General features: G+C 42.3%; 28 protein-coding genes and 1 riboswitch. Of the genes, 17 read left to right on the forward strand and 11 right to left on the reverse strand.

Annotated elements, in window-relative coordinates; translation table 11 throughout:
* Window positions 1–128 precede the first annotated feature (128 nt).
* From ACSSTM_RS12920 to ACSSTM_RS12940, 5 genes are all read left to right on the forward strand, one after another.
* Entirely contained in the window at window positions 129–1556 is a 1428-nt protein-coding gene (locus ACSSTM_RS12920; RefSeq protein ID WP_420734977.1) for a DUF1565 domain-containing protein, read from the forward strand.
* A 116-nt stretch (window positions 1557–1672) separates the two neighbouring features.
* Window positions 1673–1782: riboswitch (SAM riboswitch) on the forward strand.
* Window positions 1783–1951: 169 nt separating this feature from the next.
* On the forward strand, window positions 1952–3070 hold the full coding sequence (locus tag ACSSTM_RS12925; RefSeq protein WP_437404199.1) for a substrate-binding domain-containing protein: 1119 nt from the start codon (window positions 1952–1954) through the stop codon (window positions 3068–3070).
* A 69-nt stretch (window positions 3071–3139) separates the two neighbouring features.
* Window positions 3140–4636, forward strand: coding sequence for a sugar ABC transporter ATP-binding protein (locus ACSSTM_RS12930; protein ID WP_095285634.1), 1497 nt, complete (start codon window positions 3140–3142; stop codon window positions 4634–4636).
* The gene (locus ACSSTM_RS12935; protein ID WP_034660426.1) at window positions 4633–5646 is read left to right on the forward strand and encodes an ABC transporter permease; all 1014 of its coding nucleotides are present in this window, start codon (window positions 4633–4635) and stop codon (window positions 5644–5646) included. Before ACSSTM_RS12930 ends, ACSSTM_RS12935 begins: the two co-directional genes overlap by 4 nt.
* A 94-nt stretch (window positions 5647–5740) precedes the next feature.
* Window positions 5741–6373, forward strand: a complete 633-nt coding sequence (locus tag ACSSTM_RS12940) for a GTP pyrophosphokinase (protein WP_003215004.1) — start codon at window positions 5741–5743, stop codon at window positions 6371–6373.
* A gap of 48 nt (window positions 6374–6421) precedes the next feature.
* Here ACSSTM_RS12940 and ACSSTM_RS12945 read toward each other — a convergent pair whose 3' ends face one another.
* Together ACSSTM_RS12945 and ACSSTM_RS12950 are read right to left on the reverse strand one after the other, a co-directional pair.
* Complete coding sequence (locus ACSSTM_RS12945) at window positions 6422–6562, reverse strand: hypothetical protein (protein WP_162839379.1); 141 nt, start codon at window positions 6560–6562, stop codon at window positions 6422–6424.
* Window positions 6563–6581: 19 nt separating this feature from the next.
* Window positions 6582–7667 carry a Rap family tetratricopeptide repeat protein gene (locus ACSSTM_RS12950; protein ID WP_309416021.1) on the reverse strand — a complete coding sequence of 362 codons (1086 nt, stop codon included), beginning with the start codon at window positions 7665–7667 and terminating at the stop codon, window positions 6582–6584.
* Between the two features lie 528 nt (window positions 7668–8195).
* Here ACSSTM_RS12950 and ACSSTM_RS12955 point away from each other — a divergent pair.
* The 3 genes from ACSSTM_RS12955 to ACSSTM_RS12965 all read left to right on the forward strand — a co-directional run bounded on the left by ACSSTM_RS12955 (window position 8196) and on the right by ACSSTM_RS12965 (window position 10399).
* Complete coding sequence (locus tag ACSSTM_RS12955; protein ID WP_187704233.1) at window positions 8196–8960, forward strand: transporter substrate-binding domain-containing protein; 765 nt, start codon at window positions 8196–8198, stop codon at window positions 8958–8960.
* A 69-nt stretch (window positions 8961–9029) separates the two neighbouring features.
* Window positions 9030–9674 (forward strand): amino acid ABC transporter permease, encoded by a 645-nt coding sequence (locus tag ACSSTM_RS12960; protein WP_003215015.1) that lies wholly within the window; start codon window positions 9030–9032, stop codon window positions 9672–9674.
* Window positions 9671–10399 carry an amino acid ABC transporter ATP-binding protein gene (locus ACSSTM_RS12965; RefSeq protein ID WP_034660423.1) on the forward strand — a complete coding sequence of 243 codons (729 nt, stop codon included), beginning with the start codon at window positions 9671–9673 and terminating at the stop codon, window positions 10397–10399. Before ACSSTM_RS12960 ends, ACSSTM_RS12965 begins: the two co-directional genes overlap by 4 nt.
* A 110-nt stretch (window positions 10400–10509) precedes the next feature.
* Here the strand turns inward: ACSSTM_RS12965 and ACSSTM_RS12970 are convergent, their stop codons facing one another.
* Complete coding sequence (locus ACSSTM_RS12970) at window positions 10510–10893, reverse strand: VOC family protein (protein WP_034660421.1); 384 nt, start codon at window positions 10891–10893, stop codon at window positions 10510–10512.
* A 118-nt stretch (window positions 10894–11011) separates the two neighbouring features.
* Here ACSSTM_RS12970 and ACSSTM_RS12975 point away from each other — a divergent pair, with 118 nt between their 5' ends.
* A complete protein-coding gene (locus ACSSTM_RS12975; protein WP_437404200.1) occupies window positions 11012–12193 on the forward strand; it encodes a class I SAM-dependent rRNA methyltransferase in 1182 nt (393 codons plus the stop codon).
* Between the two features lie 35 nt (window positions 12194–12228).
* Here the strand turns inward: ACSSTM_RS12975 and ACSSTM_RS12980 are convergent, their stop codons facing one another.
* Window positions 12229–12909: a CidB/LrgB family autolysis modulator gene (locus ACSSTM_RS12980; RefSeq protein ID WP_034660418.1), complete on the reverse strand. Its 681-nt coding sequence runs from the start codon at window positions 12907–12909 to the stop codon at window positions 12229–12231.
* Window positions 12903–13286 (reverse strand): CidA/LrgA family holin-like protein, encoded by a 384-nt coding sequence (locus tag ACSSTM_RS12985; protein WP_268495961.1) that lies wholly within the window; start codon window positions 13284–13286, stop codon window positions 12903–12905. The genes ACSSTM_RS12980 and ACSSTM_RS12985 overlap by 7 nt, the downstream gene beginning before the upstream one ends.
* 164 nt (window positions 13287–13450) lie before the next feature.
* On the opposite strand from ACSSTM_RS12985, the gene cidR reads away from it, so the two are divergent.
* The 4 genes from cidR to ACSSTM_RS13005 all read left to right on the forward strand — a co-directional run bounded on the left by cidR (window position 13451) and on the right by ACSSTM_RS13005 (window position 16344).
* Window positions 13451–14338 carry a cidABC operon transcriptional activator CidR gene (gene cidR, locus ACSSTM_RS12990; RefSeq protein WP_309416023.1) on the forward strand — a complete coding sequence of 296 codons (888 nt, stop codon included), beginning with the start codon at window positions 13451–13453 and terminating at the stop codon, window positions 14336–14338.
* 17 nt (window positions 14339–14355) lie between these two features.
* Window positions 14356–15180: a hydroxyethylthiazole kinase gene (gene thiM / locus ACSSTM_RS12995; RefSeq protein WP_309416025.1), complete on the forward strand. Its 825-nt coding sequence runs from the start codon at window positions 14356–14358 to the stop codon at window positions 15178–15180.
* Window positions 15167–15835, forward strand: a complete 669-nt coding sequence (gene thiE, locus ACSSTM_RS13000) for a thiamine phosphate synthase (protein ID WP_187704232.1) — start codon at window positions 15167–15169, stop codon at window positions 15833–15835. Before thiM ends, thiE begins: the two co-directional genes overlap by 14 nt.
* Before the next feature lie 134 nt (window positions 15836–15969).
* Window positions 15970–16344 (forward strand): nuclear transport factor 2 family protein, encoded by a 375-nt coding sequence (locus ACSSTM_RS13005; protein ID WP_066031559.1) that lies wholly within the window; start codon window positions 15970–15972, stop codon window positions 16342–16344.
* 27 nt (window positions 16345–16371) lie between these two features.
* Here ACSSTM_RS13005 and ACSSTM_RS13010 read toward each other — a convergent pair whose 3' ends face one another.
* From ACSSTM_RS13010 to ACSSTM_RS13030, 5 genes are all read right to left on the reverse strand, one after another.
* Complete coding sequence (locus ACSSTM_RS13010) at window positions 16372–17913, reverse strand: solute symporter family protein (protein ID WP_034660414.1); 1542 nt, start codon at window positions 17911–17913, stop codon at window positions 16372–16374.
* Complete coding sequence (locus ACSSTM_RS13015; protein WP_034660734.1) at window positions 17910–18224, reverse strand: DUF485 domain-containing protein; 315 nt, start codon at window positions 18222–18224, stop codon at window positions 17910–17912. Before ACSSTM_RS13015 ends, ACSSTM_RS13010 begins: the two co-directional genes overlap by 4 nt.
* Before the next feature lie 107 nt (window positions 18225–18331).
* Window positions 18332–19003 (reverse strand): glycosyltransferase family protein, encoded by a 672-nt coding sequence (locus ACSSTM_RS13020; protein ID WP_034660733.1) that lies wholly within the window; start codon window positions 19001–19003, stop codon window positions 18332–18334.
* Entirely contained in the window at window positions 18996–19685 is a 690-nt protein-coding gene (locus tag ACSSTM_RS13025; protein ID WP_437404201.1) for a class I SAM-dependent methyltransferase, read from the reverse strand. Before ACSSTM_RS13025 ends, ACSSTM_RS13020 begins: the two co-directional genes overlap by 8 nt.
* A gap of 301 nt (window positions 19686–19986) precedes the next feature.
* The gene (locus tag ACSSTM_RS13030) at window positions 19987–20127 is read right to left on the reverse strand and encodes an anti-repressor SinI family protein (protein WP_008345506.1); all 141 of its coding nucleotides are present in this window, start codon (window positions 20125–20127) and stop codon (window positions 19987–19989) included.
* A gap of 456 nt (window positions 20128–20583) precedes the next feature.
* On the opposite strand from ACSSTM_RS13030, the gene ACSSTM_RS13035 reads away from it, so the two are divergent.
* The gene (locus ACSSTM_RS13035; protein ID WP_012011676.1) at window positions 20584–20967 is read left to right on the forward strand and encodes a GtrA family protein; all 384 of its coding nucleotides are present in this window, start codon (window positions 20584–20586) and stop codon (window positions 20965–20967) included.
* Between the two features lie 27 nt (window positions 20968–20994).
* Window positions 20995–21252, forward strand: coding sequence for a hypothetical protein (locus tag ACSSTM_RS13040; RefSeq protein WP_003215318.1), 258 nt, complete (start codon window positions 20995–20997; stop codon window positions 21250–21252).
* Between the two features lie 35 nt (window positions 21253–21287).
* Here the strand turns inward: ACSSTM_RS13040 and ACSSTM_RS13045 are convergent, their stop codons facing one another.
* Window positions 21288–22133: an AraC family transcriptional regulator gene (locus ACSSTM_RS13045; protein ID WP_095285638.1), complete on the reverse strand. Its 846-nt coding sequence runs from the start codon at window positions 22131–22133 to the stop codon at window positions 21288–21290.
* 181 nt (window positions 22134–22314) lie between these two features.
* On the opposite strand from ACSSTM_RS13045, the gene ACSSTM_RS13050 reads away from it, so the two are divergent.
* Window positions 22315–23493 carry a galactokinase gene (locus ACSSTM_RS13050; protein WP_437404202.1) on the forward strand — a complete coding sequence of 393 codons (1179 nt, stop codon included), beginning with the start codon at window positions 22315–22317 and terminating at the stop codon, window positions 23491–23493.
* Window positions 23493–24485, forward strand: coding sequence for a UDP-glucose 4-epimerase GalE (galE, locus tag ACSSTM_RS13055; protein WP_034660410.1), 993 nt, complete (start codon window positions 23493–23495; stop codon window positions 24483–24485). Before ACSSTM_RS13050 ends, galE begins: the two co-directional genes overlap by 1 nt.
* Window positions 24486–24491 lie beyond the last annotated feature (6 nt).

Genomic DNA, 24491 nt, shown 5'->3' on the forward strand with positions numbered 1-24491 from the left:
TTTCCTGTAAGATATTCTTTCAACCATACACCTTTTGACTAGTACATTGCAAGGGGCATTCTCATATTTTAATCCTCTTTTTTTTAACCGATAAAGGAAGAAGAGAAGTGAAAGGAGCAAACAACAAGATGAAACGAGCGATACTAGGCATTTTACTTATTTTATTCATGACCGTGATCAGCTTCGGCTGTCAAGCGATGACAGAGGAGGCTGGCGCTAAGCAAAGCACAGCCTATTACGTGGCGCCAAACGGAAACGACAAAAACCCGGGAATGAAGCAAAAACCTTTTCGCACGCTGAAAAAAGCGGCAAGTATGGCGAAAGCCGGGGCAACCATTTACATGAGAGGCGGCACATACAAAGAGAAATTGATTGTCCGCCATTCAGGTACAAAGAAAGCACCCGTTATCTTTCAAGCTTACGGAAAAGAAAAACCTGTCATTAGCGGGGCTTCTCTTAAAGGAAATCAAGCAGATGGCGGTCTTGTCACGATCGATCAAAAAAGCTACATCACCCTCAAAGGTCTGACGGTGGGACATCTCAAGACGAATAAGGAAGATGTGACACCAGTCGGTATTTTCATCAAAGGAAGCGGCAAAGGCGTCAAACTGCTCAACAACCGAGTGTATGACATTCAGACGAAACACAAAAATGGGAATGCGCACGGTATTGCGGTCTATGGAACAAAAGCTCCTGCGGCCATTGAAGACATTGAAATCAAAGGAAACACTGTTGAAAAATTAAAGCTTGGCTTCAGTGAAGCGCTTGTGCTAAATGGGAACGTCAACAAGTTCCGTGTGACACATAACACGGTTCGCCACACAGATAATATAGGCATTGATTTAATTGGTTTTGAGAACGTAGCACCTTCTAAAAAGTACGATCAAGTCAGAAATGGTGTCGTATCTAAAAACAAAGTATATGAGATTACGAGTGCAGGGAATCCAGCCTATGGCAAAGACATCTCCGCTGGCGGAATTTATGTTGATGGCGGGAAGGACATTGTGATTGATCATAACATCACACATCACAATGACCTGGGGATTGAAGTCACAAGTGAACATAAAGGAAAAATGGCAGATCGCATTCGCATCGAACACAATCAAGTGTATTTGAACCGTTATACAGGTATTTCAATTGGCGGCTATGATAAAAAGCGAGGCGGAACAACAAATACGACGATCTCACATAATATTTTGTACAAAAATGACACAGCCGGCTTAGAAGGCGGTCAATTGTTGATGCAATATCAAGCCGTGAACAATCGAATCACGAATAATATTATGACAGCGAGTGCGTCGCATTACTTAGTCGTGAATCTTTATGGAGTGAATCAAAAGAATACCTTCCAGAAGAACGTGTATGACGACCGAAAAGGTGCGAAGGCATCACAGTGGGTATGGCGCGGGAAATGGATGGAAGGCTACAAAACGTATCTCTTGAAAAGCGGCCAAGATAAAGGATCAGCACACCTCAATCCACAATTTGTGAATGAGAAAAAATATGACTTTCGCCTGAAGAAATCATCACCTGCTAAGAAAATCATCGGAAGTTAAGCATGTATGAACCACAAATGTATTGTTTTAAATTTTCAAAAAAATCATTGACATTGTTGTCACATCACATTAAAGTAAAGAAGACATTTTAACTAAAACAAAATTTCATAACGGATCTCTTATCAAGAGAGGCAGAGGGACTGGCCCTATGACGCCCGGCAACCGTTTCTACTATAGAAATTGGTGCTAATTCCTGCAAAGCTGTTACAGCTTTGACAGATAAGAGAGGAAGACTTCCCGATACATGTTTCATGCAACGGTGATCAAGCCTCTCTTTCCAGGAGAGGCTTTTTTTCGTCTCTTTTTCAAATGAAAGAAAAGTTTACTGGCGTTTTCCTACTATTTTACCTAGTTTTCCGATGAGAAAAATAAAAACAACTTGAGGAGGAACAGTAATGAAGCGTAAGCATTTTACATCATGTCTTATATTATTAATGGTATTGACGATCCTATTAACGGGCTGCGGCACTGGATCAAGTGCAGGCTCAAAGGCAAATGCGAACGAAAAGGTCTCCTTTGACAATGTACCGAAGCGATTTGCAAAGGGACAGGGAGCAAAAATTAAAGTCATCCGTAAAATCGGAGGAGATGATCATACAGCGCAGTTTTTAGCTGGGACGAAGGCAGAAGGTGAAGCGCTTGGCTTTACGGTAGATGTCTACACCGCAAACGGGGATACAGCGAAATTCCATGATGCGATCTCTCAGGCGCTGGAAGAAAATTATGATGGCTTTATCATCTCTCATGGGGACGACGAGGCGACCGTCGCTGACGTGAAAAAGATCACAGCGAAGGGCATTCCAGTCGTAGCGTTTGATTCGAATCCTAAGCTGAAGGACATCGAAGGGGTCACAGTGACGTCTCAAGATGACGAACAATTAGCGAAAAAATCACTAGACGCACTCGTGTCTGATTTTAAAGGAAAAGCAAATATTGCATACCTCTGGGTAGATGGGTTCCCGCCAATGGTGAGACGAAACAAGGTCTATCAAGAAACGCTCAACCAACATTCAGGGATCAAGGAACTTGACCGCTTTGGCATTGCTTCCTCTGATACGTCTGTTCAGACGCAAAATGCAGTGGCAGCGATGCTGAATAAATATCCAAAGGGTAAACTTGACGCTATTTTTGCCACGTGGGATGCCTTTGCCATTGGCGCAGCAAGAGCGCTAAAGGAAGCAGGAAGAACAGAGGTGAAGATTTACGGGATTGATGTGTCAAATGCTGATCTTCAAGAAATGACAGCGAAAGAAAGTCCATGGAAGTACACAGCAGCGGTTGATCCGAAGCTCATCGGCGCTGTTGACGTGAGAATTCTTGCGAAGAAAATAGCGGGCGAGAAAACACCATCTTCCTATGACCTTGAGGCCTCTCTCATCTCGCAAAATCAGCTTCAACAAGCAGGAAAAGCCATCAATATGGTCAATCTTGCAGACGAAGTGAAGGGATTCGGCTCATCGACTGCTTTTGAAGAAGATTGGATGAAGACCTTGAAGAAGCATTATACAAAATAAACACCGTGCACTCTCTTCCATAGAGGGTGTTTCGTTTTTCAGATGATGATCATGAGAAGGAGGACACCTATGACTTCGCCGCTTGTTTGTATGAAACATATTTCGATTGAATTCCCAGGAGTAAAAGCGTTAGATCAAGTGAATTTTACATTAAAAAAAGGGACGGTTCATGCGCTGATTGGAGCGAATGGTGCTGGGAAGTCCACGTTAATGAAAGTTCTTTCTGGCGCTCATTCGCACTATGAAGGAAGCATCCATATCAATGGTCAGGCGGCATCCATTCAAACCCCAAAGAATGCGGCCTCATATGGTGTGCAGACGGTCCATCAAGAAGTGGATACGGCGCTAGTTCCCTACTTAAGTGTTGGTGAGAATATGATGATGCATCAGATTGAGAAAAAAACATTTGTCGGCTGGAAAGAGCTGCACCGTAAGGCAGCTCAACTATTAAAAGAAATGGACATCGACATCTCCACAAAACGCCTTGTGAGTGATCTGACCCTTGCAGAAAAACAGATGGTGCTCATTGCCAAGGCCGTTTCGATTAAATGCAGCATTTTAATCTTAGATGAACCAACGGCTCCTCTTAGTCATACAGAAACAAGCAAGTTATTCTCAATGATTGATCGGCTGAAACAGAATGGAACGGGCATTGTGTTTATCTCCCATCGCATGCCTGAAATTTTCACCATCTGTGATGAACTGACAGTGATGCGAAATGGAACCGATGTCGCAGCTCACCTCGTTCAAGATACAAATCCGCAGCAGATCATTGAAGAAATGCTAGGTGCGCCATTAGAGGAGCAATTCCCGCTCCGTACACCTTTGAAGGATGCACCCATTGTGCTTGAAGTGAAGCAGCTAAACGACCAGCATAAATTACGCAACATTCATCTTCATGTGAAAAAGGGAGAAATTCTCGGAATTGCTGGCCTTGTCGGTGCTGGAAAAACGGAATTGTGTAAAGCCCTTTTCGGCGCCTCAGAAAAAAAGACGGGAACTGTGCAGCTTCATGGTCAAACCGTTCGCATCACATCGCCTTATCAAGCCGTGAGAGCTGGAATGGCCCTTGTGCCGGAAGAGCGGAGGAAGGAAGGAGTTCTAACAGAAGAGAGCGTGGGGTGGAACTTAACGGCTGCAAGTCTTCGTTCATTCTCACGGGTGTTCAGCTTCTTACATCGTTCGAAGGAAAAGCGGGAAGCAGACGTAATCGTCAAACGGCTTGGTGTCAAAACGCCTTCTCTTGAAGCAAAGGTGAAGCATCTATCCGGTGGAAATCAACAGAAGATTGCCATTGGAAAATGGCTGCTGGCTGAGGCGGATGTCTATCTCTTTGATGAACCAACAAAAGGCGTTGACGTTGGAGCGAAAAAAGATATTTTCACCCTGATTGCAGAGCTTGCCGCCCGCGGGAAATCTGTGATTTATGCGTCAAGTGAGCTGTCGGAGATTGCAGGTATCGCAGACCGAGTCTACGTGCTGTATGATGGCAGCATTGCCCGGGAAATGACTGCGCCAACGACTGAGGAAGAGCTTTTATATCATTCAACAGGAGGACAATCATGAGTGAACGACAAATTCCAGCCCCTGTGCAGCAAATGAAAAAACAGCGGCCATCCTTTCATCTATTTGATTTCTTTTATCGATATGGCACGATCTTAACCATTGTCGTATTGATTGTGGTATTTGCGGCAGCGAATCCAGCGTTTTTGCAATCAGGGAATATCATCAATATTTTACGGTCTATCTCCATTGTGACCATTATTGCGGTGGGCCTTACCATCTCATTGGCAGTAAACGGCTTTGATTTATCAGTCGGATCAGTCGCAACGTTATCGAATGCAATTGTGATTTCTATGTTCGTGTGGTTTTCGCAAAACCCGCTGATTGCGATCCTCTCTGCGCTAGCGGCTGCCCTTATTGTTGGTTTACTCAATGCCTTGATGATTGTCAAAATGAAAATTCCAGATATGCTCATGACATTAGCTATGATGTTTATCATTCAAGGACTGGCTCAAACGTATACGAAAGGGGCGACCATTTCTGAAAACATGGTGCTGCCTGACGGTACATTCTCAACGGGCACAATCCCCGCCTTTTTCAGCAAAATCGGCCAGGTGCCATATATCATTCTCTTAATGGCAGCCATTGTGCTATTTGCACATGTTTTCATGACCTACACAAAGCACGGCCGATTTATGTACATTATTGGAGGGAATAAGGAAGCGGCTCGATTGTCCGGTATTCATGTAAACAAATATAAAATCGCAGCATATCTGCTCTCGGCTTTATTTGCAGCAATCGGTGGTATTGTGCTGGCATCAAGGGTGATGACAGCGGAAATAAATGCTGGCGCACCTTATTTAATGGATGGCGTAGCGGCAGCTTTTATCGGTTTTTCCGTCATGGGAGCAGGAAAGCCAAATGCATTTGGTACGTTTATTGGGGCTGTGCTCATCGGTATTTTGCAAAATGGACTTGTGATGATGTCTGTCCCTTATTACGCGATGGATATTGTGAAAGGCTCTGTACTCGCGCTTGCGCTGGCGTTAACGTATTACAAACAGCGAGGCTGACGACGTATTTTTTAAAACCTTTTGAGTCCTTTCTCCGTCTAGTAAACGGAAAGCGGTGCAGCCGCCGTTTCCCAAAAGGAGATGACAAAAAGAAATGAATATGTCAGCAACTCATGTAGAAGATTTGAAAAACGTCATGGAAGACTGGAAAAATGAATTATTAGTATATAAATTTGCATTAGATGAAATGGATACAAAGTTTTCAATTATCAGCCAGGAATATAATTTAATCCATGGACACAATCCAATAGAGCATACAAAATCACGAATCAAATCCTTTGAAAGCATTGTAAATAAATTAGCAAGAAAAGGATGCGACATCACAACACAATGTGCCAAGGAGTATATCCATGATATCGCAGGTGTCCGTATCATCTGCTCCTTTATTCAAGATATCTATAATATTATGGATGTATTGAGGCAAAGAGAGGATCTAAAAATCCTTGAAGTGAAGGATTACATTCAACATCCAAAACCAAATGGCTACAGAAGTCTTCATTTAATTGTGGAAATCCCTGTGTACTTAACGAATCGTGTGGAGCATGTGAAGGTTGAGATTCAGGTACGGACCATAGCGATGGATTTTTGGGCGAGTCTTGAACATAAAATCTATTATAAACTGCAAAACGATGTCCCTCATCAGCTGACCGATGAATTGAAGGAAGCGGCAGATATCGCCCATTACTTAGATGAAAAAATGCAAAATATTAAACGAGAAATTGATTAGCGCATAGAAAAGAGCAGCTGTTATATTCACAGCTGCTCTTTTTCATTTTTAAGGATTGGTGCCGCGGTCTCTCTTTTGAATGATATCTTGAGATTGTGCAGATTGGCTGTCTTTTTGGATAGAAGCGCCAATGGAAACACCTGTTATCAAGAGTGTCAAAATCGCAGTTGTGATAAACCATTTTTTCATCATACATCACTCCATATTCTTAACAAGTTTTTAAGGACAACGCCTTGTTCCAGAAATAAGTGGATTCTTCTTGAAGTCCAAGATCCGTTAAGTAAGCAGCTGCATCCTGACAGATGGCTTCAAGATCGACAAGGAAATTCATAGATTCTAATTGATCACAATAAGATTTGATTTGCTCCATCATGTTGTCTGGCTGAAGCATAAGTGTTTCTAAAATGGATAATTTAAGTGAAATGTTTCGTTGTTTTAAATTTTCTGCTTTTTGTAGTGAAAGCTGTACATAATAGTGGAATAAACCAGGCTTTTTCAGCTTGAATAGTGCTTTTGTATAGGCATACATGGCAAGTAAGTAGCCGCCTGGAGAAGACGTTTCAAATGTCTCGATCAATAAAGCTTTTTCTAGGAGCGGCACAGCTTCACTGTATTCATTTCTAAGACTTTTAATAAAAGCTGCATTGCAATACGCGTGACCAAGTAAATCTGGGTCTTCCATTTGTTCTAGTGAATGAATCACTTCTTCAAATAATGACTCTGCCTCATCATATTTCGATTGATCAGCATAATTCAAAGCGAGCATCATTTGACAGCTGATTGATTTTTTCACATAACATGGATCTGCGTCATAAATAGATGAAGCCATCTTTAAGTGGTGTATGGAGAGAAGCGTGGACCTTATATTATAGTAAAGACACCCTGTTTTATAATGAAATTCTGCTTTTTCAATGTCATCGTGCACGAGATCTAATTTATCCTCGGCCAATTTTAAAAGGTGAAATGCCGTATCCTGATTGCCTCTGCGCATTTCATACATTCCTTTAAAGAAATAGAAATAGTAACTGAGCATGTCATCTGTACGGATCGCATTTTCATCAACAAAAAGACTATGATCCAACGAAGCTGTATCTTCGATGAGATCCTTAAAACGGTACTCTAGCAATTGATAGTAAAGTAAGACGTCTTGATTCTCTTCCATTCGATCAAACGCTTGAAGAATCTCTTCTTTTAGCTGGATCGCACCTTGTATTTCTCTTTTTTTCATCATGACATACCAGTCATTTAACATATTCGCTACATCAACGGACGACAAAACACCTGTTTCGGCCAATTTATATCCTCCTTTCTTCATCTATCCATCTAGTTCGATTTCCATTCATCTGAATTCACTTTCCATATTCAGTATCTTCTTATATTTTAAGCGCTCTCTTGCAATTTGTAAAACATGTTTTTTGATGTAAATTCAACCAGTTGTGAAAGAAATAGGGACCATCCACCTTTTTGTATGCTTTTACATATTTTTAGGTAAAAAGAGGGTTTTGGAAAAAATATATTACGATATCAATAGAGAGAAGAAGGTAATTCAAGAGTCTGTTTTCGTATGTTAGAAAAAACGGAGATTTTCAAGGTGATGTCTCGTTTTTTTGTAAGATTATCTCACATCATAATTGTGAATCACTCTTCTTTTAGAATAAAATGAGTTATTCGCAAAAAAGTAAAATTTAAAGAGACTATTGATCTAGTATAGTATGGATCTTTGGTATTGATAAAAAATATCACACGCTATAGATTTAGCGTGGTATAGTATTATTGGTATTGCGAATATTTAGACAAAACTGACAATAGGGGGTCGTGTTTTATGAAAAAATCGATGTTACTGATCATGGTACTCATTGTTGTGCTCGTCATGGCAGCCTGTGGATCAAAATCGGACAGCGGTTCGGGAGAAGGCAAAGGCACATATAAAATAGGGATAGATACAACATATCCGCCGTTTGAATTTGAAAAGGGCGGTAAATATGAAGGAATAGACGTTGATCTGATTAACGCAATCGCGAAAGACCAAGACTTCAAAGTGAAACTTGAAGCTATGGACTTCTCAGGCATTATTCCAGCAATGCAGGCAGGCCAGCTTGATGTAGGAATGGGCGGGATGAGTATTACAGATGAACGTAAGAAGAAGGTAGATTTCTCAGATCCATACTTCGACGCTGGACTGACAGTTGTTGTGAAAAAGGACAGCAGCATCAAATCAATTGATGATTTAAAGGGGAAAAAGCTAGCTGTTAAAAATGGGACGACAGGTGCAAAATTTGCATCAGATAACGCAGATAAATATGGGTATGAAGTTGTTCAATTTAATGACAGCCCATCGATGTTCCAGGAAGTTTCAAACGGAAATGCAGATGCCTTAATTGAGGATTATCCTGTCATTACGTATGCAATCGCACAACAAGATTTAAAATTGAAAACAGTTGGAGACCGATTGAATGGAGACCAGTATGGTATTTCTGTGATGAAGGGGAAAAACCAAGACCTATTGAAGAAGATCAATAAAGGTCTAGAGAACCTAAAGAAAAACGGTGAATATGACAAAATTATTGATAAATATTTGAAGTCATAACACAAGCGAGGCGCGCTCCGAGCGCGCTTTCTTTATGTGGCACCGTATGTGAATTAGGGAGGGAGAAACATGGACACGATTATTAATGCATTTCCATATTTAATGGATGGTTTGCAAACCACTTTATATATCTTTGTTGTTGCCATCATTTTAGGATTTATCATCGGTTTAATAGTGGCATTATTCCGTCTGTCACCTTTTAAAATCTTAAATTTCATCGCACTTGTCTTTGTCAATGCCATTCGAGGCACACCATTTATCGTACAGCTATTCTTCATTTACTTTGGTTTGAATACACTTGAATTCATATCGCTTGATCGAGTGCCGGCAGGGATTATTACAGTAGCGATTAATGCAGGGGCTTATTTCTCAGAAATTATTCGTGCAGGGATTCAGTCCATTGATAAAGGACAAACAGAAGCTGCGCGCTCTTTAGGCTTTACAGGGGGACAAAACATGCGCTTTATCGTCCTTCCGCAGGCATTCCGCCGCATGCTTCCAGCGATTACAAACCAAGCCATCATCAGCTTGAAGGACACGTCTCTCTTATCGATTATCGGAATCGCCGATATTATGCAGCGGGGACAAGTACAGGCATCGGCAACATTTGATCCTTTGAATGTCTGGCTCATTGTCGGTATTATTTATTTCGTGATCATTTATTTACTTTCTCTACTGGCTAGCTATGCAGAAAGGAGATTTGATATCAAATGAGTATGATTACGGTGAAAAATTTAAAGAAATCCTTTGGCGATCACGAAGTGTTAAAGGACATTAATGCAGTTATCGAAGAAAAGGAAGTAGTGTGTGTGATTGGTCCTTCTGGATCAGGCAAAAGCACGTTTCTAAGATGTCTCAATAAATTAGAAGATATTACGGCTGGTGAAGTCGTTGTCCACGGACATACGATTACAGATCCAAAGGTGAATATCAATAAAGTACGACAAGAAGTGGGGATGGTGTTTCAGCACTTTAATTTATTTCCTCATAAAACCGTTTTAGAAAACATCACGATTGCACCGATGAAGGTAAAAGGCGCCGACAAGAAGGCGGCAGTCGATAAAGCAATAGACCTGCTTGAAAAGGTCGGCTTAAAAGACAAAGCCAAAAGCTACCCTAACCAATTATCTGGTGGACAAAAACAGCGTGTCGCCATTGCAAGAGCCTTGGCAATGGACCCGAAAGTGTTATTATTCGATGAACCGACCTCTGCTCTTGACCCTGAAGTCGTCGGGGATGTATTAGCAGTTATGAAACAATTAGCCGTCGAAGGCATGACAATGATTGTGGTCACACATGAAATGGGTTTTGCGAGAGAGGTAGGAGACCGCGTGATCTTTATGGATGGCGGATATATTGTCGAAGAAGACAAACCGGAGACTCTCTTTGGAAACCCGCAGCATGAGCGGACAAAATCATTTCTTAGTAAGGTGTTATAAAAAAAGAGTAAGGGCATATGGATGCTCTTACTCTTTTTCTTTTATGGAGCCTAAGAAATATCGCAGTTTATATGATGATAAAGGTAACTGGCCCCATTTCCTAGGAAATATTAGCGCTGGAAGAATTCGATCCATTCTTGGTCTGGGCCTCTGAAAAAGAAGTAGCAGTATCCATTTGGTAACGTCGTAATTTCTTCATCAATTAATTCAATTTGCAGCTTTTGAATACGATTGAATTCAGCATGAATATTGTCTGTTGTAAAGGCAAGATGATGGACCTTTCCTTCAGATGGCAGGTCGCTGCTGTACCCTTGGATGAGCTCAATTTCCGTTTCTGTCTCATCTTTAAAGCCGAGAAATGCAAGTTCAATGACTCCGTTTGTATGAGTGATGCGATCCTTTAATTTCATGCCCACGACCTTTTCATAAAAATCAATGGACTGATCAATATTTGTGACCATAATACCTGTATGATCTAATCGTAATGTCGTCAAAAAAAGAGCCTCCTCTATGGTGTGTTGATATTTTTCTCCTCATCTTATCATAATAGAAGTAACGTATACATTCATATGATAGGATAGAGAGAGTCAATTTAGGATAAGGATGACACAAATGAAAAAAATCTCATTAAAACAAACATTTGCAGAACAAGTGAAAAAGGGATATCCGCTCATTTCCAAAGATGCTGTATCTCATGTAAGCGGTGTGAAAGAAGGCGAGCTGATTGAATGGGTGGATGAGCGAGGCGCCTTTTTAGGAAAAGGATATTATGGTATACAAAATAAAGGAATCGGCTGGGTACTCACATTTGATGCCAACGAAAAAATAGACCAAGCCTTTTTTGTCTCCAAGCTTGAGCAGGCAGCGAAAAGCAGAACGCATTTATTTCGTGATGCGCAGACGACTGCTTTCCGTGTGTTCAACGGAGAGGGAGATGGCATTGGCGGCTTCACGATTGATCATTATGACGGTTTCTATCTCATCCAATGGTATAGCGAAGGAGTTTATACATTCAAGGCGGAAGTATTGGCTGCACTTGAGCACGTATATCCAGACTATAAAGGCATTTATGAAAAGAAACGATTTGATACGTCTGGACAGTATATAGAAGATGATGATTTTGTGAAGGGAGAGAAAGGTGAATTTCCTCTCATCGTGAAAGAAAATGGCATGAACGTAGCGGTTTACTTAAATGATGGTGCGATGACAGGCATTTTTCTTGATCAACGTCATGTGAGAAAAGCGATTCGAGATCGTTATGCAAAAGGAAAGACCGTGCTTAATACATTTTCTTACACAGGCGCATTCTCAGTGGCAGCAGCGCTTGGCGGAGCGAGCCGGACGACAAGTGTAGATGTCGCAAACCGCAGTTTGAAAAAAACAGCTGAACAGTTTGAAATCAACGATATAGATGTGGACGGGCAGGATATGAAAGTCATGGACGTCTTTAAATATTTTCCGTTTGCAGCGAAAAAAGGATGGACTTATGATCTTGTCATCTTAGACCCGCCATCCTTTGCACGCACGAAAAAGCACACATTCAGTGCGGCGAAGGATTATAAGAAGCTATTAAAAGAAGCCATCCAAATCACAGCTGAGAACGGCGTCATTGTGGCATCAACGAATAGCAGTGCATTTGGTATGAAGAAATTCAAAGGATTTATTGCGCAGGCCTTTAAAGAAACAGGGCAAACCTATCGTATCCTTGAAGAATATACACTTCCTGAGGATTTCCGTACAACGAAGAATTATCCTGAAGGAAATTATTTAAAGGTTGTCTTTATACAAGCATAAGAAAAAGCCATTTTCCGATAAAGGAAATGGCTTTTTTATAAGGCAAACGACATGAGGAGAGGCGCTGCACATAATGTAATAATAGCTGAAAGAATCATCGACACACTTGAGATCGTCCCTGAGACGGAGCTCATTTCAAATGCCTTCGATGTTCCTGCCCCGTGTGCACCTGTTCCAAGCAGGACGCCCATGGCAATGTCATTATCAATACGGAAATAACGAATGACCATTGGACCGATGATTGACCCAAACAGTGCGGTTAAAATGACGAATACAGCCGTAACGGACGGCATGCCGCCAATCATTTCTGACACACTCATCGCCACTGGTGTTGTGACCGACCTTGGGACAAGACTTTCAATAAGTCCTGTATCCAAATGAAACAACTTGGCGATAAATGCTGTTGATAGGATCGCAATGACAGAACCGCAAGCCACATTCAAAATAATTTCCACTGCATGCTTCTTCAGAATGTGAAAATACTTATATAAAGGAATGGCAAAAGCAACAGTCGCAGGCTGAAGCATATTCGTGAGCCATTTACCGCCTTGATTGTATGCATCGTAAGGAATGTTGACGATTAACAGCAAGACGACAAGGACAAGCGGCGTTACAAGTAATGGGGAGACATAGACCTTCGGATGCCGTTTATACACCGCTTTTGATCCGAGATATAAAAGAACCGTTAAGATCAGAAATAGTGCGCCAACTAACATAGCTTTTTTCGCTCCTTTCTTTTCGCAATCATTTGCGTCATGATACCAGTCGAGAGCATGACGACAAAGGTACTAAGTAAGACGACAAGGACAATACTTGTGCCAGATTGAGAAAGCAATGTTCCATAATCAATGACACCAACTGCTGACGGGATAAAGAATAGCAGCAGTTCTCCAAGCAGCCATACGGCGCCAAGTTCAATCCATTTTAATTGAATAATCTTAAAATGAAGTAATAAGAAAATGACCAGAATGCCTAAAATCGTGCCCGGAATTCTTAAATGCAAAAAGGCCGTGAGCACATTCATCAATTTCGCAAAAACAAACAAAGCCATAATCTGAAGGACAGCAATCAGCGGCGTTTTGAGCAATTTCACTTTCTGTTCACTCCTTTTCTATATAAATTGTTCACTGTTTCACAAAAACATGACAACGTTCCAATTGATTAGCTTACTTTAAAGTGTACAGCACGTTCAGTTATAGGTAAAATACATATATCGAATAGTTAGTATTCCTTTTGTCTATAGGAAGGGTGAGTCATGTGGACATTAGACATTTAACATATTTCTTAGAAGTGGCGAGGTTAAAAAGCTTCACAAAAGCATCACAATCTCTTTATGTGTCGCAGCCTACCATTTCCAAGATGGTCAAAAATCTCGAGGATGAGCTGGGGGTGCAGTTGTTTTATCGAAATGGCCGGCAGGTTGAAATGACAGATGCTGGACAAACGATGTATATACAGGCGAGTGAAATCACACAATCATTTCAGAATTTAACGAGCGAGCTAAATGATTTAATGAATGTCAAAAAAGGACATATTCGCATCGGGCTGCCGCCGATGATTGGATCGAGTTTTTTCCCGAATGTCATGGGAGAATTCCGCCAGCAGTATCCAGATGTCACATTTCAATTGGTGGAGCACGGCTCTATTAAAGTAGAGGAAGGGGTCGAAGATGGTTCGTTAGATATTGGTGTCATTGTTCTGCCTGCAAATGATAAAATTTTTCATACGTACACCATTATTAAAGAAGACATGAAGCTCGTGACGCATCCATCACATCCGATGGCAGGTCGTGATAAGGTCTATTTAGCTGATTTAAAGGAAGAGTCTTTTATTTTCTTTCGAGAAGATTTTGTTCTGCATAGCCGGATATTGAATGAATGTATGAATGCGGGCTTCCGGCCCAATGTCATTTATGAAACGTCTCAATGGGATTTCATTAGTGAGATGGTAGCCGAGAACTTGGGAATTGGTCTTCTGCCTGAGCGGATCTGCCGTGATCTTGATCCTGAAAAGGTGAAAGTCATTTCCTTAAACACGTCGATCCCGTGGCATTTAGGAGTCATTTGGCGAAAGGATCGCTATTTGTCGTTTGCGGCAAGAGAATGGTTAAAGCATACTAAATCCTATGTGTGGGGAGCAGAGTAAAAGGGAGGACGATACGGATGAAAACAAGCTGCGTGTCTCATTTATTGGAGAGGGTTCGAGCGGAAAATCCACTCGTTCATAATATCACCAATCAAGTCGTGACGAATTTTACAGCGAATGGTCTGCTTGCTTTAGGCGCTTCGCCAGTCATGGCAAATGCCAAAGAAGAAGTGGCTGAAATGGCGCAGTTGGCGGATACACTTGTGCTCAATATCGGCACATTGACAAAGGACACGGTGGAGGCCATGGTTCTGGCTGGACAAGCTGCCAATGAAAATGGTGTACCTGTTCTATTAGATCCTGTCGGCGTCGGTGCGACAACGTTTCGAACGAAAGCGGCAAAACAGCTGTTAGAGCAAGTGAACATGACCGTTGTCAGAGGAAATGCTGCAGAAATGGCTCATTTACTTGGAGTGGATGGCTGGGAGTCAAAAGGCGTTGATGCGAAAGCAGCGAACGGAGATGTATCGGCACTAGCCAAACAAGCGGCAAGGACACTTCAGACTGTTGTGGTGATCACAGGAAAAGTCGATGTGGTGTCAGATGGAGAGGACGTGTTGTCTATTCATAATGGACATGAATGGCTCACCAAGGTGACGGGAACCGGCTGTTTACTGACGTCTGTCATCGGGGCATTTTGTGCAGTGGGTGAACGGCCTATTCATGCGTCAGCAGCTGCATTACTGTTTTATGGCGTCGCAGCTGAAAGGGCAGCTCATTACACTCAGGATAAAGGGCCAGGGACGTTTCAAATGGAATTGTTAAATGCACTCACACACACAACTGGCGATGATGTGGTGACTATGGGGAGAATAGGGGGAATTTCACATGACAAAGGCTGATCAACAGCAAATCAAACAGCAATTATCGGTTTATTTTATTATGGGAACAGCGAATACAAGCAGGCAGCCGCTTGATGTCGTAAAGGAAGCCATTCAAGGCGGGATCACCATGTTCCAATTCCGTGAAAAGGGTGATGGAGCTTTGCAAGGAGAAGAGAAGAAACAATTGGCTCGTCAACTTCAAGTGCTTTGCCAAGAAGCAAATGTTCCTTTTATTGTGAATGATGATGTACAGCTAGCGATGGATCTTGATGCAGACGGCGTTCATGTTGGACAGGAAGACACAAATGCAGAAGACGTCAGACAAAAAATCGGGAATAAAATATTAGGTGTGTCTACGCATAACCTTGATGAAGTGAAACAAGCCATGAAGGACGGCGCAGATTATGTCGGCATGGGCCCAGTTTATCCAACAGAAACGAAAAAGGATACACGCAGTGTCCAAGGAGTATCTTTGATCACTGAAGTACGTCGTCATGGTCTTCATATTCCAATTGTTGGCATCGGGGGTATCACATACGACAATGCTGCACCAGTCATCCAAGCAGGGGCAGATGGTATTAGCATCATTAGCGCCATTAGCCAGAGCACTGATCCAAAAAAAGCAGCAGAAGAATTGAAAGCACTTGTTGCATCAGAAAAAGCATCTCTTTAACCTGTAGGAGACATGGATTGACTCAATTCATGTCTTTTCTGATTTCAGGGAAAATAGACAGGTGAGAAACAATTGTGTACAATTAAATTGTTCGATTATTTTCGAAATGACAGGTAAATAAAGGAGAATGAACAATGGAAGTGCTCGATACGTATTTTCGCCGCTACGATGAAGCAGGAAAAGGACAGGAGCAACTGAATGAATTGCTGGCATTGTTTTCTGACGATGTGATGATTGTCTTAAATGGTGCCGAGAAGCCTGGCATCCAAGCGTTTACACAGTTTTTAAACACATTTTTCCACGTGCATGAAGACATCAAGCATATGTGGGATGGATGGAAAAAAAGAGAAGACGGAAAATATGAAACGAACTGGGCCGTTTGCGGGAAACTTTCGGATGGCCGTGTCTATACAGCTGAAGGAATTGACATTGCAGAACTGGACGACAAAGGAAAGATCGTTTATTTAGAAAACGTACCGAAAAATCCAGAGTTATTTCAGCGCTATTAAAAAGCCGGCAGAGCAGCCGGCTTTTCCTTATGAATCAGTATCCATATGCATGCCTGTATGTGCCTTTACTTGAATTTCCGTAAAGGTATCTTCATCTGCTTTTTCAGAGGAGAATATCGTGCCTAAGTAAGCGGCAAGGAATCCGAGTGGGATCGAGATAATTCCAGGGTTCGACAGCGGGATGAGCGGATCTCCTGTAAAGATGGCTGCTCCCGATGGGTCCCAGACGCTTGGACTGAGCGAGACGATGATCAGTGCGCTCAGCAGTCCTACTAAGCTCCCTGCAATGGCACCCGTAGAATTAAATCGTTTCCAAAAGACAGTGAAGATAATCAATGGTAAATTTGCACTTGCTGCCACGGCGAAGGCAAGTGACACAAGAAAAGCGACGTTTAAGGATTGGGCAAATAATGCAAGAATGATGGAAAGAATGGCCACGCCGATGGAAGCAAAGCGTGCCGCCTTCACCTGTTCCCGTTCACTCGCTTTCCCTTTGCGGATGATCTGACTATAAAAGTCATGGGCAAAGGCAGACGCTGCGGATAAGACGAGACCAGTTACCACTGCCAAAATGGTCGCAAAGGCAATAGCGGAAACAAAGGCAAATAATAAATCACCTCCAAGGGCTTGTGCGAGCAGAGGAGCGGCCATATTTCCTGCTGCATCTGCTGCTGTGATCGCTTCTGTTCCAACAAAGGCAGCAGCACCGAAGCCAAGGAAAACCGTCATTAAATAAAAAATACCGATGATCCACGTAGCGGATAGAACAGATTTACGCGCAGAAATGGCATCCTTTACCGTATAAAACCGAATCAAAATGTGCGGCAAACCTGCTGTCCCAAGCACTAAAGCAAGGTTCAAAGACAGGGTCTCTAAAGGCACATCATATTTATTTCCCGGGTGAAGAAATGCCCCACCAAGCGGGGTCGCTGTTTTCATCTCCTCAAACATCTTCAGCAGACTAAAATCAAACTTTGCAAATACAAGCAGTGAAATAATCAGGGTCCCAAGCATGAGAAGCACAGCCTTTGTGATCTGTACCCAGCTGGTAGCGATCATGCCGCCAAACACGACATAAATGGTCATCAAGACACCTACGACCAGCACAGCAATCCAGTAATCAATGCCAAGAAGCAGTTTGATTAATGCACCTGCCCCAACAAGCTGTGCAATCATATAAAAAGTAGAGACTGTGATTGTGTTAAACGCGGCAACCCCTCGAATGGCAGGACGCTTAAATCGTGCAGCAATCATATCGGCCATCGTATATTTCCCTAGATTTCGAAGCGGTTCGGCCACAACGTAAAGAACGACAAGATACGCCACTAGAAAGCCAATGCTATAGAAAAATCCGTCAAATCCATTTAACGCGATCATTCCAGCGATCCCTAAAAATGATGCGGCAGACATATAGTCCCCGGCGATGGCAAGGCCGTTCTGAAACCCAGTCAAACCTCCGCCTGCCGTGTAAAAATCGCTCGCATTGCTCGTTTTTTTCGCAGCAAAATATGTGATGACCAATGTGAGCCCTACGATCGCTATGAATAAAATAAAAGCGGTCATGCTCATTCGTCATCACCTCTTGATTCAGTTTTTAAAGCGCTTACATATTTGTCAAACTGTGCTGCTTTTCTCGCATAAAGTCCACATAATACCCAAGTCATGACAAATTGTGTGAGGGCGAATAACCAAGCCCATGAGATCGCGCCAATTGCCGGCGTGTTCAAAAAGGTGAAGTAGGATGTAGCAACCGGAAGTGAAAAGTAAAAGAGAAAAAAGAAAATCGTCATCGGTACGATAAATCTGCGTTTTTCCTCGAGAAGTTTTCGAAAATCCTCTGAAGCGGCAACCTTCTTATAATGAACTTTTTTGTCTGCCATTGTTTCCTCCTTTGTACGAATTAGGGACAAGGTACTCCAATGCATATGAGACGATCTGGTTGTTTATGACAGTATATCATAAAAAAGGCACCCGAAAAGGGTGCTTTCTACCGATAATTCGCAAGAAATGTTTGTCTCGCTTTTTCATATGTTTCTGCATCAAAATGATCTCCGCATTTGTGGATACACCAAGGCTCTTCTTGCCTCGCAATTCCAACCTCATAGCCCTGCTGGACGAATTCAAAGGACTGCGAAACATCATAAAAATGAAAGCCATCAAAGAGATCCTCACGCCACTTCACATCATACTGCGTCGCCATGAAAAGACCATCAATCGCCGAAGCGTTGATATAATCTTGTGTTTCCGCCTGTTGTTGACGACCTCTTTCAAACGAAAGCAGCTGATAGGTGTCGTGACGATATTCAATGACTTTCCCCCTGCAATGAGAACTCTCCCACCAAATCCCATTGTCAGGCACGCTTTCTGCACCTATGACCCCAACCATCCCAAGTGATGGATGCTGTAAAAAAAGCGGGATCAACTCAAGCAGCATATGCTGTTTGACAATCAAGGTATCTTGATGAAGATAAATTTTAAACTGAGCTGGATGGGTGATCGCTTCATTATAAGCAGAGGTCATACTGGATGCATGTCTAATCGGCAAAACCTCTACATGATATCCATGGGGAGCAGGAAGTGAAGCGAGCTGCCGAAAGCAAGCCTGAAACATCGATTCATCATTTACACATAAAACAAACAGGATGGTGGGGTTACTCATGAAACTGAACCGCCTCAACCACATACTGATAGGCGGTAGCGGCCTCGTGAAAATCTGAACGAATGCCATGCTTCATGAGTAATTCATGTAAATCACTCATCACGCTTGCATAGGAAGGATGCTGTACGCGAATGGTTTCGAGTTCGCGAATACGAAAGCCTGCTGAATGAAAGAGTGCATGAATTTCGTGAAGGGTGAAGAAACGTAAATGTGTTTGATCCATTAATCCTGCATCTGTATAAGTGAATCTGCCGGCTAGTAATTCTAAAACTGTTGATATGTGACCGATATTCGGAATGGATGACAGGATGACTCCTTCTTTTTTAAGGAAGGGTTTGACCTTCTTTAAAACGGCCCACGGATCCAATAAATGTTCAAGGACATCTCCGAAAATGATGCAGTCAAAGTGTTCATGTTCGTAAGGGAGAGTCATCTGTTCAATATTTCCGCATAGCACATGATCTAGCTCTTGCTCAGCTTCTTTTGCTGCATCCTCAAACGATTCAATTCCATAAATGGTCCGGCCCTTTTGTTTCAGGACTTTTCCAAGTTTGCCTGTGCCGCATCCGATATCCAATAAAGACGTCCATTCCTCACGAATACGGCTGACAATGACCGGGTTCACGCCATGATAATACTGATCCTTTTTTTGGTGATAATAGGAAAGGGAATCTGAACTCACGCTCTACCCACCTTTCTGCTTTCTCATTGTTTTCATGCTTAATATATGGGTGGGGAGCTTGGTTTTATAACGTGAGAATGACAATTTTCATGAATAGCGGCTATAAAGGGATCATATAAAGAACGGGAAACGGACTGTCCTCCTAATATAGAAAGACAGAACCCCATGAGTGGAAGGGATTGGTATGAAGGGGTGTTCAATTACTGTAGCGTATCGTCATGAAAGGATTTTCAAAAGGTCAATTGACAAGTCAGAACTTTTAGCCAAAGCAGTCTGAAAGACAAAGGATAACGGCGTTGATTTACGGTTTGTTTATCATCTTCTGATCACCGTTGGATGTTAAAAAAGCTTGTATTTCTTCGATGCCTAGTCCAATTTTTTTCGCTTCCTGAATCAAATAAACCCACTCTTCGTCAACTCTTCTTTTCACTTGCGTATCCATAATATCCTCCAGTTCAATAAGACATATTCATCTGCAACCAATGACTTGAACAAACCGTCTAGTAACTGTACGTGTGGATGAAAACAGCGCAAAATAGATTTTGTCGAAAAATGATGACATTTAACCTATTTTGTAAAATCTATCACCTACCACGTTCCTAAAAAAATGACTAAAAAACCCATAAATATTGATTTCTTACTTCTAATAATAAACAATTGTAAAGTCAGTTAAAAGATTATAAATTAAAATAATGAAAAAGACCTAAATCATTTGGCTTATATAAACCAATTAGGTTGACATTTGCCATCAAGTAGAACAAATTTCATCTGTGCAGGACGTACATATTGTTCGTTTGGGAAGTTCTTCTCAAGATGGTATTCTAAAAGAAACAGAAACCACCAAGAAGGAATGAAGAAAGACATGTATAGCCTTTTTCAAAAGTATCAAGAAGTTGTCATGTATCTTGTGATGGGTGTGTGTACAACCATTGTCAACATAGTCAGCTTCTACTTATTCGTTGAGATGTTTTCCATGGATTATAAAACAGCTACAGTTGTTTCATGGGTATTTGCTGTTCTCTTTGCTTATATCACCAATAAGAAGTATGTCTTCAAGCAAAAGGCTCGTGATACGAAAAGCCTTATGCGTGAGCTTTCTTCATTTTTTAGTGTTCGTCTCATGTCTCTAGGTGTAGATCTGGGGCTGATGATTTTATTTGTGAGCCAAATGGCGCTCAATGAAACTGTCGCAAAAATTCTTGTCAACTTTGTGATTGTGGTCGTGAATTATGTCGCCAGTAAATGGTTCGTCTTCAAGAAAACAAAAGAAGATGCGATTTAACACATGAAAAAAGATAGGTGATGTGAAATGAGCAGCAGGCCAGACGAATTATATGATGTCATATATCAGCAAACAGAAAAGCAGCATGAACAAGTGCTGAGGCTAGTCAAAGAAATGACCGCACATCCAGAAGCGTTTTCGGAACAAGAAAAGGAAAAGATCAACCGAATGGACATTGCGCTTCAAACGGCAACGGACATTTTAGAAAACTTAATGACACCTGACACGCAAATGACCATTGTTTTAAGACAAGGGAGAATTCATGTTGACCTGACGAAAGCGTAAAAGAAGCAGCCAATTGAGAAAGCGGCTGCTTTTTATTATGCATCGCTTGTTTCCCGCAGTTGCTTTGGAGACATGCCGATTTTCTTTCGAAAGACTTTATTCAAGTAATTCGCATTTCGGTAGCCGCACTGTATGGCGATTTCTTCAATCGAGTATTTTGTTGTTTTCAGTAACGTTTCCGCCTTTTCTAACCGGATATTGGTTAGATAGTGAATAGGTGTGAAGCCAGTGGCCTTTTTGAATTCCCTCGTAAAATGACTTTTGGATAAACGTGCCGCAGCTGCCATATCGTCCGGGCCAATTTCCTCGTGAAAATGATGGCTGGCAAACAAGGCAGCTTGAACGATGGGCTCGGGCCATTTCTCCATTTGTCCCTCAAGCTTTGGCAAATATGAATATAGTTCCATGACAAATTGATAAGCAAGGCTAGACCCCTCAAATGGATTGGTAATCCGTCTTTCACTGGCTTCATCATAAATGTTCTTGAGCAGGCGGATCGGTCTGGAATTTGGATGAAAACGCATGACCTGCTTTCCTTGGTCAATAAATTGGTCAAAGCAAAGATCGCAGGCTTCCCCGTAAAGCGTTAAATAAAGGAATTCCCAATGCTCACTGTCCTCTGGAAAATAATATTGATAGGCACTTGGGCTTTTCACGAGAAAGGCCTGACCCGGCAACACTTTGAAACGTTTCTCTCCGATTTCAATCATGCCATGTCCAGACAGTGTGAGCTGAAAGATGCACTTGCTCTGATCTTTCCGCTCCACGCCATTCCAGCTATATAACGAAGATGATTGTACTTCCCAGCCAACAGACCATATTTGCGCCGGCAATGTCACATCAGAATGGTGAAAACGAAATGCAAATGCTTCCTTCTTCAAATTGGAAACCCTCCTTCACAGCAAAAAACAACCTTTTTCTATTTAGAATCATGTTACACCTCATATCACATCGTACCATTCACAGCAAAAAAAGGGTATTTTTTAACGGTTTTTTTACCATTGAACTGATGCTGCTGGGACAACTAAAATAAAAGTATCAGAAGAGAAAAGGGGGATGGATATGATCGAGACGTTACGCGCGGCATTTCACCAGCAATTTGGAGATGGAGAAGAACTTCGCTATTTTTTTGCCCCAGGAAGAGTGAACTTGATTGGTGAACATACAGATTACAATGGAGGCCATGTGTTTCCATGCGCACTTACTCTCGGAACGTATGCTGCTTGTGCAAAGCGTTCAGATGGCCGCGTGAGAATGTATTCCTTGAACTTTGATAGCGATGGTGTGAAAGAATTCAACCTTTATGAAATCGCTTACGTGGAATCGGACGGCTGGGCGAATTATCCGAAGGGTGTGTTCAATCAGTTTATAGAAGCAGGGATGAAGATAGAAGAAGGCTTTGACATTGTGTACAGCGGCAATATTCCAAATGGCGCAGGTCTGTCTTCCTCTGCCTCCATTGAGCTTGTCACCGCTGTTCTCATCAACGAATGGCATTCATTCAGCGTTTCAAATGCCCGTCTTGCCCTCCTTTCACAGCGTGCAGAAAATGAATTTATTGGCGTCAATTGCGGGATCATGGATCAGTTTTCGATTTCCCTTGGAAAAGAAGATCACGCCATTTTGCTCAATTGTGACACCCTTGCCTTTGAATACAGTCCGTTTCGGCAAGAGGGACTGGCGCTTGTCATCGCCAATACAAATAAAAAGCGGACACTGGCTGATTCCAAATACAATGAGCGCCGGGCAGAGTGTCAATCAGCTTTAAATGATTTTCGGAAAAAAATCGACATCACCCACTTATGTGAGCTCACTGCGGATGAATTTGCAGCACATGCCCACTTGATTGAAGATGACATATGCCGCAAACGGGCAAGACATGTCGTGACGGAAAACGAGCGGACGATGAAAGCAGTAAATTTTCTGAAAGATGATAAAATGGAAGAACTAGGTGGGCTCATGAAGGCTTCTCATCTTTCTTTAAAGAATGATTATGAAGTAACAGGACTTGAACTAGATGCACTGGCTGAAGCAGCTTGGGGGCACCCGGGGACGATTGGCTCCCGTATGACAGGTGCAGGCTTTGGCGGATGCACGATCAGCATTGTGAAAGAAGAGCTGCTGAGTTCATTTATAGAAGAAACTGGTGCGATATATCAAGAGAAAACAGGCATTCAAGCCTCTTTTTACACAGCTGGAATTGGAGGCGGCGCAAGAGAACTCACAAAGGGGGAAGGTTGATGACAATTTTAGTTTGTGGAGGAGCAGGGTACATAGGCAGTCATGCGGTGGCGGCTCTTCTAGCGAAAGGCGAACGAGTAGTGGTAGTGGATAATTTGCAGACAGGCCACAAAGAAGCTGTTTTGGAAGGAGCTGTCTTAGAAGAGGGAGATTTACGGGATCACGTCTTTTTAAGACAGGTTTTCAAAACGCATCAAATAGAAGCGGTCATGCACTTTGCGGCAGATTCACTTGTCGGGGAGAGTGTGACAGACCCGCTTAAGTACTATGACAACAACGTCGGAGGAGCAACCGCTTTACTACAAATAATGAATGAATTTGATGTGAAACACATCGTCTTTTCTTCAACTGCTGCTGCATACGGTGAACCGAAGCGCGTGCCGATTGTTGAAACGGATGAAACGAACCCAACGAATCCTTATGGAGAAACAAAATTAGCGATTGAAAAAATGCTGAAGTGGTCTGAGCAAGCGTATGGAATAGAATACGTGGTGCTTCGGTACTTTAATGTAGCTGGTGCCCATACAGAAGGACTTGTCGGAGAGGATCATCAGCCTGAGACACATCTCATTCCAATTATTCTGCAAGTTGCTTTAGGAAAACGGGATCAGATCATGATTTACGGTGATGATTATGAGACAGAGGACGGCACGTGTATTAGAGATTACATTCATGTGATGGACTTAGTAGAGGCACACATCTTAGCCGTTGATCGGCTGCGTGCTGGAAAAGGCAGTGCTACCTACAACTTAGGGAATGGAACAGGTTTCTCCGTGAAGCAGGTCGTAGAAGCTGTCAGAAAAGTCACGGGGCATGCCATCCCGGCACAAGTGGCAAAAAGACGCGCGGGAGATCCAGCAAAGCTGATTGCTTCTTCTGAAAAAGCGCTGCAAGAATTGGGATGGACACCTCAATATGCTGACCTTCACACGATCATTCAGAGCGCGTGGGATTGGTTTCAGAAGCATCCAGATGGCTACCGAAGTGAATAAAGCGTA

The organism is Bacillus sp. RK1064 (genome assembly GCF_051488405.1).
In the GTDB taxonomy this organism is placed as follows: Bacteria; Bacillota; Bacilli; order Bacillales; family Bacillaceae; genus Bacillus.